13 protein-coding genes are annotated in these 13,082 nt (G+C 72.9%); 7 read left to right on the top strand and 6 right to left on the bottom strand.

Annotated elements, in window-relative coordinates; all coding sequences use genetic code 11:
• The 4 genes from KME75_RS18710 to KME75_RS18695 all read left to right on the top strand — a co-directional run.
• Positions 1–1,099 (top strand): glycerate kinase family protein (locus tag KME75_RS18710; protein WP_219416133.1); only part of this gene is annotated, 1,099 nt, incomplete at its 5' end.
• A 484-nt stretch (positions 1,100–1,583) separates the two neighbouring features.
• Positions 1,584–1,943 (top strand): HesB/IscA family protein, encoded by a 360-nt coding sequence (locus KME75_RS18705; protein WP_219416132.1) that lies wholly within the window; start codon positions 1,584–1,586, stop codon positions 1,941–1,943.
• Between the two features lie 139 nt (positions 1,944–2,082).
• Positions 2,083–3,006 (top strand): carbohydrate kinase family protein, encoded by a 924-nt coding sequence (locus KME75_RS18700; protein WP_219416137.1) that lies wholly within the window; start codon positions 2,083–2,085, stop codon positions 3,004–3,006.
• Between the two features lie 8 nt (positions 3,007–3,014).
• Positions 3,015–3,878 carry a diacylglycerol/lipid kinase family protein gene (locus KME75_RS18695; protein WP_219416131.1) on the top strand — a complete coding sequence of 288 codons (864 nt, stop codon included), beginning with the start codon at positions 3,015–3,017 and terminating at the stop codon, positions 3,876–3,878.
• A gap of 27 nt (positions 3,879–3,905) precedes the next feature.
• Here KME75_RS18695 and KME75_RS18690 read toward each other — a convergent pair whose 3' ends face one another.
• A complete protein-coding gene (locus KME75_RS18690; protein ID WP_219416130.1) occupies positions 3,906–4,922 on the bottom strand; it encodes a GNAT family N-acetyltransferase in 1,017 nt (338 codons plus the stop codon).
• Between the two features lie 194 nt (positions 4,923–5,116).
• A complete protein-coding gene (gene asnB / locus KME75_RS18685) occupies positions 5,117–7,027 on the bottom strand; it encodes an asparagine synthase (glutamine-hydrolyzing) (protein WP_219416129.1) in 1,911 nt (636 codons plus the stop codon).
• A gap of 245 nt (positions 7,028–7,272) precedes the next feature.
• Between asnB and ctaC the strand changes: the two genes are divergently transcribed.
• Positions 7,273–8,196: an aa3-type cytochrome oxidase subunit II gene (gene ctaC / locus KME75_RS18680; protein WP_308282885.1), complete on the top strand. Its 924-nt coding sequence runs from the start codon at positions 7,273–7,275 to the stop codon at positions 8,194–8,196.
• Positions 8,197–8,204: 8 nt separating this feature from the next.
• Positions 8,205–8,603 carry a cytochrome c oxidase subunit 4 gene (locus tag KME75_RS18675; RefSeq protein ID WP_219416127.1) on the top strand — a complete coding sequence of 133 codons (399 nt, stop codon included), beginning with the start codon at positions 8,205–8,207 and terminating at the stop codon, positions 8,601–8,603.
• Positions 8,604–8,621: 18 nt separating this feature from the next.
• Here KME75_RS18675 and KME75_RS18670 read toward each other — a convergent pair whose 3' ends face one another.
• The 3 genes from KME75_RS18670 to KME75_RS18660 all read right to left on the bottom strand — a co-directional run bounded on the left by KME75_RS18670 (position 8,622) and on the right by KME75_RS18660 (position 11,078).
• Positions 8,622–9,137: a GNAT family N-acetyltransferase gene (locus KME75_RS18670; RefSeq protein ID WP_308282884.1), complete on the bottom strand. Its 516-nt coding sequence runs from the start codon at positions 9,135–9,137 to the stop codon at positions 8,622–8,624.
• Positions 9,138–9,235: 98 nt separating this feature from the next.
• A complete protein-coding gene (locus KME75_RS18665; protein ID WP_246632359.1) occupies positions 9,236–10,015 on the bottom strand; it encodes an SDR family oxidoreductase in 780 nt (259 codons plus the stop codon).
• Positions 10,016–10,109: 94 nt separating this feature from the next.
• Positions 10,110–11,078 (bottom strand): LysR family transcriptional regulator, encoded by a 969-nt coding sequence (locus tag KME75_RS18660; RefSeq protein WP_219416125.1) that lies wholly within the window; start codon positions 11,076–11,078, stop codon positions 10,110–10,112.
• A 217-nt stretch (positions 11,079–11,295) separates the two neighbouring features.
• Here KME75_RS18660 and KME75_RS18655 point away from each other — a divergent pair, with 217 nt between their 5' ends.
• On the top strand, positions 11,296–11,766 hold the full coding sequence (locus KME75_RS18655; protein WP_219416124.1) for a 2,4'-dihydroxyacetophenone dioxygenase family protein: 471 nt from the start codon (positions 11,296–11,298) through the stop codon (positions 11,764–11,766).
• 88 nt (positions 11,767–11,854) lie between these two features.
• Here KME75_RS18655 and KME75_RS18650 read toward each other — a convergent pair whose 3' ends face one another.
• A complete protein-coding gene (locus KME75_RS18650; protein ID WP_219416123.1) occupies positions 11,855–13,012 on the bottom strand; it encodes an acyl-CoA dehydrogenase family protein in 1,158 nt (385 codons plus the stop codon).
• Between the last annotated feature and the right edge of the window lie 70 nt (positions 13,013–13,082).

Here is a 13,082-nt window from a genome sequence, read left to right as displayed (position 1 = left end):
GGATTCCTTTGGCGGCACCTTGAGCGCGACGGCGGCGGCCGACGCGATCGCGACGGGTTGGCGGCGCGCCGCCCCGGACGACGAGCTACGGCTCCTGCCGCTGGCCGACGGCGGCACCGGCTTCGTCGAGGTGCTGCACGCCGCGCTCGGCGGGGAGTGGCACGAGCTCACCGTCACCGGCCCGCTCGGCGACCGGGTCCAGGCGCGCTGGCTGCGGATCGGCGACACCGCCTACCTGGAGTCGGCGGCGGCGTGCGGGCTGCACTTCGTCCCGCGAGAGCAGCGCGATCCCGCCACGGCGTGCGGGGTCACCAGCCGTGGCGTGGGGGAGCTGATCGCCGACGCCTGCGACGCCGGCGTGCGCGAGGTCGTCATCGGGCTCGGCGGCTCCGCCACCACCGACGGCGGGGCCGGGATGCTCGCGGCGCTCGGGGCGGTCGCGGTCGACGAGGACGGGGCGCCCCTGTCCGGTGGCGGCGGTGCGCTGGCCCGCTGCGCACGGATCGACGGGACCCCCCAGCTGGACGGGGTGCAGCTGGTCGCGGCGGCCGACGTCGACAACCCGCTGCTCGGTGAGCACGGAGCCGCCGCCGTCTTCGGGCCGCAGAAGGGCGCCGACGCCGTCGCGGTGGCGGAGCTGGACGACGCGCTCGCCCGGTTCGCCGACGTACTCGCCGCCGCGCTCGGCACCGACGTGCGCGACGAGCAGGGGGCGGGCGCCGCCGGCGGGCTCGGGGCCGCGCTGCTGGCCCTCGGGGCGCGCCGGGTGTCCGGTGCCGGGCTGGTGCGCCAGCTCGTCGGGCTGGACGCCGAGCTCGACGACGCCCAGCTGGCCGTCACGGGGGAGGGCAGCTTCGACTGGCAGTCGCTGCGCGGAAAGCTCATCACCGCCGTCGCGCGGGCGTCGGCCGACCGCGGGGTGCCGTGCGTGGTGCTCGCGGGGCAGGTGTCGGTGGGTCGCCGGGAGGCCGCGTCCGTCGGCGTCGACTCCGCCTACTCGGTGGCCGAGTCGGCCGGGGGCGTCGAGGCGTCGATGGCCGACCCGGCGGGCACCCTCGCCGCCCTGGCCGAGCAGGTCGCGGCCCGCTGGAGCCGCTGAGCGCCGCGCAACCCGTGCGGCCGGCGGGGCCGGCGGGTCCCGACCGGCCGCCCGCGTTCGGACCCGGAGCTGCGTGACCCGGAAACCGCGTCCCCGGCGTCCCGTCACGCCGTCTGGCGGAGCGGGAGCGCGAACCGCTCGGCGAACGCGGCCATCTCCTCGCGGCCCGAGGGTCCTCGGCGTGCCGGGCATAGGCGGTGAGCGTGTCGGGGTGCACGCCGTGGTGCGGTGGGCTGTAGCTGATGGCGAACTGCACCGTCGGGCCTCTCCGTGGCAAATGATCGTCTGCGCCCCGCCACGCCAGGGATCGCCGTCGACGTCAAGGCAACGCTCGCGCGACCTCGCCCTCCGTCGTGCGAGGTCGGGGTCGACCGACCGACGTCACCGGACGATGCCGTTGCGGGCGCCTACTATGGGGTACGACAAAACGGGAACACGCCCGGACACGGGAACAGCACGACGCCCGCTCGTTGTTGGGAGAGCCATGACCGTCGACAACACCACCGTCGGGACCGAGACGCACGGCGTCGAACTCACCGACGCCGCCGCCCTCAAGGCCCGCGCGCTGCTCGAGCAGGAGGGCCGCGACGACATGCACCTGCGCATCGCCGTGCAGCCCGGTGGCTGCGCAGGCCTGCGCTACCAGCTGTTCTTCGACGACCGTTCGCTCGACGGCGACCTGTTCCGTGACTACCACGGCCTGAAGGTCGGGGTCGACCGGATGAGCGCGCCGTACCTGCAGGGCGCGGTGATCGACTTCGTCGACACGATCGAGAAGCAGGGGTTCACGATCGACAACCCCAACGCGGGCGGCTCCTGCGCCTGCGGCGACTCGTTCAACTGACCTCCGGGTCTCTTCCGCACGCCCCCGGACCCCGGTCGCGAGCCACGGCTCCGCGTCCGGGGTTCGGTGCGTCGAGGGCCCGGTAGGGTGCCTTCCCGTGCCTATTGCCGTGACGGGGTCCATCGCCACCGACCAACTCATGCACTTCCCTGGCCGGTTCGTCGACCAGCTGGTCATGGACCAGCTGGACCGGTTGTCGCTGAGCTTCCTCGTCGACGACATGGTCATCCGACCCGGCGGCGTCGCGGGGAACATCGCGTACGCGCTCGGTGTGCTGGGCCAGTCGCCGCTGCTGGTGGGGGCCGTCGGTGCCGACTTCGGCGAGTACCGCAGCCGCCTGGAGGCGCACGGCGTCGACTGTTCCGCCGTGCTGGTGTGCAAGGACGTCAACACCGCCCGGTTCGTCTGCACCACTGACGACGACATGCGTCAGATCGCCTCGTTCTACACCGGCGCCATGGCCCGGTCCCGGGAGATCGCCATCGCCCCGCTGGTGGAGCGCGGCGTCGACCTGGTGCTGATCGGGGCCGACGACCCCGAGGCGATGCTCCGGCACACCGACGAGTGCCGTGAGCTCGGGCTGCCGTTCGCCGCCGACCCGTCCCAGCAGGTCGCGCGCATGGACGGCCCGGAGATCCGCAGGCTCGTCGAGGGGGCCCGCTACCTGCTCAGCAACGACTACGAGTGGGAGCTCCTGCTGCAGAAGACCGGCTGGACGGAGGCCGACGTCGCCGAGCGCGTCGAGATCCGGGTCACCACCCACGGGGAGAAGGGCGTGGAGATCCACGGCCCGCAGACGCTGAAGGTCGGTGTCGTCCCCGAGACCGGCAAGGTCGACCCGACGGGCGTCGGAGACGCCTTCCGCGCCGGATTCCTGGCCGCCGTCTCCGGTGGGCTGTCGCTGGAGCGGGCCGCCCAGCTCGGCTCGCTGATCGCCGTCCAGGTGCTGGAGACCGACGGGCCGCAGGAGTGGACGTGGGACCGCACCAGCGGCCTGGCCCGGCTGCGCGACGCCTACGGCCCGGACGCGGCGGCGGAGATCGAGGCCGTCCTCCCCGCCTGAGCGCCGCCGTGGCGCGGTTCACGGCGGTGGTGAACCCGGCGGCGGGCCGCGGCACGGGTGCGGCGATCGCCGCACGCGTCGCCGCCGCGATGCCCGCCGGGGCCGTCGAGGTCGTGCACAGCATCGACCACGGCCACGCCCATGAGCTCGCGGCCCAGGCCTGCGCGCAGGGCCGCACCGTGCTCGCCGTCGGGGGCGACGGGCACGCGGGGTGCGTCGCCGGCGCGGTGATCGCCGGGGGCGGGGTGCTCGGGCTGGTGCCCGCCGGACGCGGGAACGACTTCGCCCGCCAACTCGGCCTGCCGGTCGACCCGGAGGCGCTAGCCGCCGTCTTCCAGGCGGGACGCACCCGCACCGTCGACGTGCTCACCTGCGACGGGCGGGTGGTGCTCGGCAGCGTCTACGCGGGCGTCGACTCGGTGGCCAGCGCGATCGTCAACGCCCGTCCCCGGGTGCCGGGTCCGCTCGTGTACCCGTACGCCGCCGTGCGCGTGCTGCTCACGTTCCGGCCCGCGGCCTACCGTCTCGCGGTGGACGGGGAGGTGTGGGCCGAGCGCGGCTACACCGTGGTGATCGCCAACTCGGGGTACTACGGCGGCGGCATGCACATCGTGCCGACCGCCGCGGTGGACGACGGGATGCTCGACGTGCTGCTCATCCGGGACTCGTCGCGGTGGAACTTGATCGCCTCGATCCGGGAGGTGTACGCGGGCACCCACCTGCGGCGAACCGACATCGAGGTGCGGCGGGCGCGGGTCGTGGAGCTGGCGGCCGACCGCCCGGTGCCCGTGCACGCCGACGGCGCGCCGGTGGGCGACGGGCCGGTGCGGGTGGCGGTGCGGCCCGCCGCCCTGACCCTCCTGTCGCCCTGACCTCTTCTCGCCCTGTCGCTCCGTCTCTCAACCGAGCTCGAGCTGCCACTCGCCGAGCCGGTCGAGCGGCCGGAAGCCCATCGCCTCGTTGATCGCGATCATGTAGGAGTTCGACGCGGCGTTGTAGGTGTCGACCGTGCGCATCTCGGGGTGCTGCTCCTGGGCCAGCCGCAGGTTGGCGACTTTCAGCAGCATGCCGAGGCGGTGCCCGCGGTGGTCGGGGTCGACGATGGTGTCCCACTGGCTCGCGTGCTGCGGGTACGACGTGGTCACGGCGATCTCGCTGAATCCCACCAGCCGGTCGCCGTGGCGGGCGGCCGTGAGCGTCATCCGGTAGCCGCGGGCGCGGCACATCGCGTCCCGGCCGGCTACGCGCTGCGCGTCGTGGTGCTCGGGCTGCCAGGCCAGCTCGCCCAGCGGCGCGTCCGTGGACATGCGGGCGGTGAGCCGGGCGATCTCCGCGCGCCACTGCGGCGGGGTGTCGCCGGTCCACTGCTCCAGCTCGTAGTCCGCGGCGCGGGCGCGGGCTTCGGCCTCCAGGCGGTCGAGCAGCGCCTCGTCGACGGGGAGGGCGAGCCGCCGACGCACGTCGAGCAGCGCCTCGCGGGCACCGGCCGCGGCGGCGAACGGCCCGCCGGAGCCCGGCCCGTCCAGGGGTGCGTGCGCCTCGCCGATGAGTCGCACCCGACCCGCAGCGCGCGCCTGGTCGGTGAGGTGGGCGAGGAGGTGGCGGCCGATCCCGCGGCGGCGGTGCTCCGGTGCGACGACGATCTGGCCGAGCGCGGTGTCGAGGTTGTCGAGCGTCGGCAGCGTCAGCTCCACGACCCCGACGAGCGCGCCGTCGGACCGCGCCAGCCACGCCGACGTCTCCTCGCCGGGCCACGGCACCGACAGCTGGGTGCGGTGTGCGACCCAGCAGGGCGGCGGCCCGGCCGGGACGTCGTGCGCCTGCGCCGCCGCGGCCAGCTCGAACCACTCCCGCAGCGCGCCCTCGTCGTCGGCGAGGACGGGCTCGAGGACGAGGGGCGGTGTGACGGTCGTCATGCCCACATTGCGGCACGCGCCCGCACCCGGGCGCCACCGATTTCGGCCCGCGCGCATCGATCGCCCGACTCGCGCGCATGGATCGCCCGACTCGCGGGGGTTCGGCTTCCCCGCCGCGCGAGTCGGGGTGTTGGTGCGCGCGAGTCGGGGTGTGAGTGTGCGCGAGTCGGGCGATTCGTGCGTCCGGCTGCCGGCTACAGGCGGACCGGGTAGGCGGGCTCGGGGATCTCCGGGCGGATGCGCTGCTCCACGAAGATCCCGTGCCAGAGCAGGAACACCAGCAGCGTCCAGATCCGGCGGCTGTGGTCGATCGGGCCGTCGCGGTGGGCGTCGAGCATCCGCTGCACGGCGGCGAGGTCGACGAGGTGGTCGGCCTGGGAGTCGCGGATGATCTCGCGGGCCCAGTCGTACATCTCGTCGCGCAGCCAGTGCCGGATCGGCACCGGGAAGCCGAGCTTGCGCCGGTTCAGCACGTGCGCGGGGACGATGCCGTCGAGGGCGCGGCGCAGGGCGTACTTCGTGGTGCCTTCGGCGATCTTCTCCGACAGCGGCAGCCCCGACGCGACGCCGTACACCTCGGGGTCGAGGAACGGCACCCGCAGCTCGAGCGAGTTGGCCATGGTCATCTTGTCGGCCTTGACCAGGATGTCGCCGCGCAGCCACGTGAACAGGTCGACGTGCTGCATCCGCGACACCGGGTCCCAGCCCGCCGAGTCGCGGTAGTGGTGGGCGGTGACGTCGGTGTGCGAGCAGCGCGGGTCGTACTGCCGCAGCACGCCGGCGAGCTGGTCGTCGCGGAAGATCCGGGCGTTGCCGTAGTAGCGCTGCTCCAGCGGCAGCGCACCGCGGCGCAGCAGGTCCTTGCCGCGCATGCCCTCGGGCAGCCGGGTCGAGGCCTTCCCGAGCAGCCCGCGCAGGGAGCCGGGCACCTTCTCGAACGGCGCCAGCGACAGCGGCTCGCGGTAGATCGTGTAGCCGCCGAACAGCTCGTCGGCGCCTTCGCCGGACAGCACCACCTTCACGTGCTGACGGGCCTCGCGCGCGATGAACCACAGCGGGACGAGCGCCGGGTCGGCCACCGGGTCGTCGAGGTACCAGACGATCAGGGGCAGCGCGGCCATCATCTCGTCGGGCTTGACCGTGCGCACCACGTGCCGCACCCCGATCGCTGCGGCCGACTCCGCCGCGACGTCCACCTCGGAATAGCCCTCGCGCTCGAAGCCCGTGGTGAACGTGATCAGGTTCGGGTTGTGCTGCTTGGCCAGTGCCGCGATCGCCGTGGAGTCGATCCCGCCGGACAGGAACGCGCCCACCGTGACGTCGGCCCGCATGTGCTTGGCGACCGAGTCGCGCAGCACGTCGGCGATCTCCCGGTGCACGCCGGGCCCGGCGCCCGCGCCCGCGTGGAACACCGGCGTGAAGTACCGCTCGTACTCCACCTCGCCACCCGGGCGCACGGTGAAGTACGTGCCGGACTCGACGCGGCGGATCGCGCGGTGCAGGGTGGCAGGCTCGGGCACGTACTGCAGCAGCAGATAGTGCTGCAGGGCGGCCGCGTCCAGGTCGCTGGCGGGGTTCGGCAGCCCCAGCGCGGGTGCGATCTCCAGGAGGCTCTTCTTCTCGCTGCCGAACGCCACCCCGCCCGGCCCGTTCGCCACGAACAGCGGCTTGATGCCGAACGGGTCGCGCGCGCCGAACAGCACGCGCTCCTGGGCGTCCCAGATGAGGAAGGCGAACATGCCGCGCAGCCGGTTCACCGCGGCCGGGCCCCAGTGGTGGTAGGCGGCCACGATCGCCTCGGTGTCGCCGTCGGTGGCGAACGTCGCCCCGTGCCGCTGCGCGAGCTCGGCGCGCAGCTCCACGTAGTTGTAGATCTCGCCGTTGAAGACGATCGTGTACCGGCCGTCGGCGTACTGGAGCGGCTGGTGGGACCGCTCGACGTCGATGATCGACAGGCGGTTGAACCCGAAGACGACATCGGGGTCGTTCCACGTGCCGCTCTCGTCGGGTCCGCGGTGCCGCGCGCAGCGCAGCGCCCCGGCGATCGGCCCGGTCCGCGCGGCGGCGTCGGCCCCGGCGGTCAGCAGTCCCAGCAGTCCGCACACAGCGCGCAAGTATGCCGACCCGGCGGGGCGCCGCTCCGGTGGCGCACCCTGCCCGGGATTCGGCGATCTGCTCGGCTAGGCTCTACGCCGGGTCGAAGGAGTGCACGTGCCGCGGCCGGGGTAGTCCCGGCGGGCACGGCGGTCGGCCGTGGCAGGACAGCCCGGTGGGTACGACGGCAGGGAGGCGGCGAGCAGTGGGCCGAGCACAGCGCGGGGGAGACCGCCGCGGTTTCGGAGGCTCCGGGGTGACCCGCGCAGCGAAGGTGGCCGGTCTGGCCGCTCTGGTCGTCCCGTTCACCACCGGGTGCTCCGTGGAGGAGGTCCTGCGCTTCGGCTGGCCGGTCGGCGTCACGCCGCAGGCCGAGGCCATGCGCGAGCTCTGGACGTGGTCGGCGATCGCCGCGCTCGTCGTCGGCGTGATCACCTGGGGTGCCATGTTCTGGGCGATGGCGTTCCATCGCAGGCGCAAGGACGACGACGGCTCGCTGCCCCGGCAGACGCAGTACAACCTGCCGCTCGAGGTCGTCTTCACGATCATCCCGACGGTCATCGTCGCGGTGCTGTTCGGTTTCACCGTCAACGTGCAGAACTACGTCGACACCGACGGCCAGGACCCCGACGTGCGGGTGGACGTCACGGCGTTCCAGTGGAACTGGGAGTTCCAGTACCCGGACAACCCGGGCCCGAACGGTGAGCCCATCAGCACGCTGGGCACCAGCGAGACCATTCCGCTGCTGGTGCTGCCCACGGAGCGCCGGATCGAGTTCATCCAGCACTCGAACGACGTGATCCACAGCTTCTTCGTGCCCGAGTTCCTGTTCAAGCGCGACGTCTTCCCGATGCCCGAGGTCAACGACCAGGACAACGTCTGGCAGATCGACGGCATCCAGCGCGAGGGCGCGTTCGTCGGGCGCTGCGCCGAGCTGTGCGGCAGCTACCACGCGATGATGAACTTCGAGGTCCGGGCGCTGGAGCCGGCGCTCTACGACCGCTGGATCGACCTGCGCTCGCAGGTCAACCCGAACACCGGCGCGCCCTACACGGCAGGCGAGGCCCTCGCCGAGCTGAACTGCGGGCAGCTGTGCTCGCCGGAGGCCTACACCACCTACCCGTTCGCCACCGACCGCGTGCAGCGCTCCGCGTCGCAGCCGGTCACGTCGGGGAGCTGAGCCACGCCATGAAGGTCGAATCCCGCATCTTCGAGATCGTCACCGCGTTCTTCTTCCTCGCGGCGATCGTCTACACCGTGCTGGCCCGCGAGCCCGTCGGCATCGCGGCACTGTTCCTCACCGGTGGCCTGTCGCTGATCATCGGCACGTACTTCCGGTTCGTCTCGCGGCGGCTGGAGGCGCGCCCGGAGGACAACCCCGAGGCCGAGATCTCCGACGGCGCGGGCGAGGTCGGCTTCTTCTCGCCGGGGAGCTACTGGCCGTTGGCCGTGGCGGCGTCCGCCGCGTTCGTCGGCGTCGCGCTGGCCTTCTTCTACGTGCCGATGCTGGTGATCGGCGTCATCGTGCTGCTGATCGCCGTCGGCGGGCTGGTGTTCGAGTACCACATCCACCCCGCCGAGCACTGATCCCACGCACCGGACGCGCTACAGCGTCCGGTGCATCACGTGCAGCCCGACGAGCCCGTGCCGGGGATGCCGGAAGGCCTCCGGCACGGTGCCGACGATCGCGAAGCCGAGTGACGTCCACAGGGCGATCGCCCGGTCGTTCGTCTCGACGACCGCGTTGAACCGCATCGCCCGGTAGCCCCGGCGGCGGGCCTCGTCCAGCACGTGCTCGCCCATCCTGCGGCCGATGCCCGCGCCCGCTGCGTCCGGGTGCACCATGAAGCTCGCGTTGGCCACGTGATCGCCGAGCCCGGGTTGGTCCGGCACCAGCTTCGCGGTGCCCACCACCTGCGTACGCCCGGCCCGGTCCGCCCGCTCCGCCACGAACACCGCGGCGGGCGGGCGCGCCATCCAGAGCGAACGGGCGGTCGGCTCGTCCGTGGCCGGATCCCAGGCGATCGTCTCCCCGGTCTCCACCACGCGCTGCCAGACCGGCCAGATCGCGGGCCAGTCGTCGGCGGTGGCGGTGCGCAGGCGCAGGGCGGAGGTGTCCACGCCGTCCATCCTGCCTCGGCGACGTCGGCGCGCGCCGTGCTCGGCGGGCGCTCGCCGGACGGGGGAGGGGGAAGCTCCTCGGCGGCGCCGCCGGCTCGTCAGCGCGCCAGCCACCCGCCGTCCACCACGAGCACGTGCCCGTGCACGTAGTCGGCGGCGGGGGAGGCGAGGAAGACGGCCGAACCGGCGATATCGGCGGGTTCGGCCCATCGGCCCGCCGGGATGCGCGCGAGGATCTCCCTGCTGCGCGCGGGGTCGTTGCGCAGCGCGTCGGTCGTGGCGGTGGCCACATAGCCGGGGGCGATCGCGTTGACGTTGACGCCGCGGCCCGCCCACTCGTTCGCCAGCGCGCGGGTCAGGCCGACCAGCGCGTGCTTGCTCGCCGCGTACGACGGCACGTACAGCCCGCCCTGGAAGCTCAGCAGGGAGGCGACGTTGACGATCTTCCCGTGCCCGCGCGCCACCATCCGTCGCCCCGCGGCCCGGCACAGCTCGAACGCGGCGTGCAGGTTGACCTCGAGGACGTCGTACCAGTCCCCGTCGGGGAAGTCCTCCGCAGGAGCGCGGCGGATCAGGCCCGCGTTGTTGACCAGGATGTCGACGGCGTTGGCGTCGAGCAGCCGCTCGGTCTCGGCGCGCCTGCGTTCCGGGTCGGCGAGGTCCAGCTGAACCGTCTGCACCTTCCCGCCCGTCGAGCGGGCCTCGGCGGCGACGTCGTCGAGGTCGTCCTTCTCCGAGAGCAGCAGCAGGTCGGCGCCGGCGCCGGCGAGCGCCAGCGCGATCGCCCGGCCGATGCCGGTGCCCGCGCCGGTGACCAGCGCGAGGCGGCCCTGCACGGTGAAGGCCGTCGGCATCCGTGGGGCGCCGTCGGAGCCCATTCGCTTCCTCCATCCCCCGGCGTGCCGCCGGAACCGGTGAGGCCGAAGGTAGGAGCCGCCGCACGAGGCCGTGAAGAACGATTCGCGGATACGGTTATTCAACCGCCGAATCGGGGCCTCCGGCGTGCACCGGAACGGCCTCGGTCCCCGGTGGCCGCGGCAGGTTCATGATCTCCTTCAGCAGGCTGCGGGACGCCGCGGTGAGTACGCGCGCCGAGTCCCAGAACACCGCCACCCGACGGCCGCACCCGCCCTCCAGCCTGCGCACCTGCAAACCGCTGGTGTCGGCGACGTGCGCCGCGAGCCAGTTGGTCACCCCGACCCCGAGGCCGTGGCGCGCCATCGCCATCAACGTCTGCGGCTGGTTGGTCGCCTGGACCGGCTCGAGCTCGTACCCTCGCTCCCGGAACAGCCGGTAGGACTCGAACTCGCCGGTCTCGGGCGCGGCGAGCCTCCCGATGGACAGCAGCGGATGCTCCGCCACCGCCGCCACCGACAGCGGTTCGGGCAGGCGGGCCAGCGGATGGTCCGGAGGGTGCAGCACCACCAGCGGCTCCTGCCACAGTGGGTGTCCGTGCACCGACGGCCGCGCGGGCGGTGGGGACATCGGCCGCAGGCACAGGTCCACCTCTCCCGCCGCGAGGGCCTCGTCCAGCTCCAGCGTCGAGCGTTCCACCAGCACGACGCGCACGTCCGGGCTCGCCGCCGCGGCCTGCTGCAGCACGGCGGGCACGAACGCGGCGCTGGCACTCGGGTGGCTGCCCAGCGTGACGACACCGCGGGTCCCACCGCGCCATGCCGCCATCGCGGCTTCCGTCGCGTCGAGCTCGTCCAGGATCGCGCGGGCGTGCACGGCGAGCGCGACGCCCGCGTCGGTGAGCTCCACCGGCCGCTTCCGGCGGTTGAACAGCGGTACGCCGACCCCGCGTTCCAGCGCGGCGACGTGCATGCTCACCCGCGGTTGGGAGCGGTGCGTGGACTCCGCGGCGGCGACGAAGCTCCCCGTGTCGACGACCGCGAGGAACGACACGAACCATTCCAGTCGCACGTCGGTGCGCAACATGGGAAACGACCTCCGGTGCCACGGGTGAGCGCAGAGCTGCGGGCACAGTAGGGGGACGACGCGACCGTTCGCCATGCAGCGCGCACGATCCGGGCCACCGGCTGCCCGGGCACCATCAGGCATCCGAATGCTGGCATCCGTGGTGCGCGCTTAACGTGGGTGGAGCCCGCTACTACCGTCGGTGGCGCTACCCCGATTCGTCAGCGAGGAGGAACACATGGCGGTGGAGAACGCGGAGCTCGCCGACTTCCTGGTGAACGCCGACGACATGCCGTGGGTGCCGCAGGGTTCGAACAACGTGTGGTTCAAGCCGATCCGCATCAACCTGCGCGAGGGCACCTGGGTGAACCTGCTCCGGGTGGCCAGGAGTGGGGTCGTGAACCGCCACCGCCACCTCGCCGAGGTGGAGGGGTGGGTCATCCAGGGCCGGTGGCACTACATCGAGCACGACTGGCAGGCCGGCCCGGGCTCGTACGTCTACGAGCCGCCGGGTGACGTGCACACCCTGGTGGCCGACGTCGAGGACGAGAACCAGCCCATGCTCACCCTCTTCTCGATCCACGGGCCGATCGAGTACATGGACGAGAACGGGCAGCTGGCCTACGTCGAGACGGCGGAGACCAAGCTGAAGCGCTACACGGACTACTGCGCCGAGGCCGGGATCCCGGTGCGGGACATCGTGTTCTGACGCGCCGTCGCCCCGGGGTCCGCAGCAAGGTGGCCATACTGCCGTCCAGTGACAGTATGGCCACCTTGCTGTCACCTGCTCGCGGACGTCACGCGCGGGCCGCCTTCCCCAGCGCCTGCCGCGCGATGATCACTTGCTGGATCTGGGACGTGCCCTCGTAGATCCGGAACAGCCGGGCGTCCCGGTAGAACCGCTCCACCGCCACGCCGCGGATGTAGCCGGCGCCGCCGTGCACCTGCACCGCCCGGTCGGCGACGCGGCCCACCATCTCGCTGGCGAAGTACTTGGCCGCCGACGGGCCCTGCACCTTGTCGGTGCCGGCGTCGTAGGCGCGCGCCACGTCGAGGACGAGGGCGCGGCCGGCGTAGTGGTCGGTGACCGAGTCGGCGATCAGGCCCTGCACCAGCTGGAACGACGCGATCGGGCGCCCGCCCTGCTCGCGGGTCTTCGCGAACTCCACCGACTCGTGCACCAGGCGCCCCGCCATCCCGACGCACAGGGCGGCGATGTGGGCGCGGCCGTGGGCGAGGCATTTGGCGGCGGTGACGAACCCCTGGTCGACGCCGTTCTCGCCGCCCACGAGCGCGTCGGCGGGGACGCGCACGTCGTCGAGGTAGACGTCGGCCGTCCACGCGCCGAACTGGCCCATCTTGTGGTCCTTGGGCCCGATCGTGAGCCCGGGCGTGCCGGCCGGCACGAGGAACGTGGAGATCCCGCGGTTGCCGACGGCGTCGCGGTTGGTGCGGGCGAACACCATGATCACGTCGGCGACCGGAGAGTTGGTGATGTAGCGCTTGGAGCCGTTGAGCACCCAGTCGGAGCCGTCGCGGCGCGCGGTGGTGGCCAGGCCCGACGGGTCGGAGCCCGCGTCGGCCTCGGTGAGCCCGAACGACGCCGTCACCTCGCCGGAGGCCAGCCGGGGCAGCCACGACCGCTTCTGCTCCTCGGTGCCGCCGACCAGCAGCACCTGACCGGCGATGCCGTTGTTCGTGCCGAACAGCGAGCGCAGCGCCGGGGTGGTCCACCCGAGCTCGAACGCCAGCTGGGCCTCCTCGGTGAGGTTCATGCCCAGCCCGCCGTACTGCTCGGGGATCGCGAAGCCGTAGAGGCCCATGTCCTTGCAGGCGGCGACGATCTCCTCGGGGATCGCGTCCTCGGCGTCGATCCGCTCCTCCAGCGGCACCACGTCGCTGCGGATGAACGACCGCACCGCGGACAGGATGTCGGCCAGGTCGGAGGGTTCCACGTTGATCTCCCGTCGTCCGTTCCCCGTCCGCGGCACGCTAGCGCCCGGTAGAGCGCGCGGAAGGGGGTGT

Origin of the sequence: Pseudonocardia nigra, from assembly GCF_019396355.1 — a bacterium.
Classification (GTDB): Bacteria; Actinomycetota; Actinomycetes; order Mycobacteriales; family Pseudonocardiaceae; genus Pseudonocardia; species Pseudonocardia nigra.
This window is presented reverse-complemented; position numbering and strand designations above follow the sequence as displayed.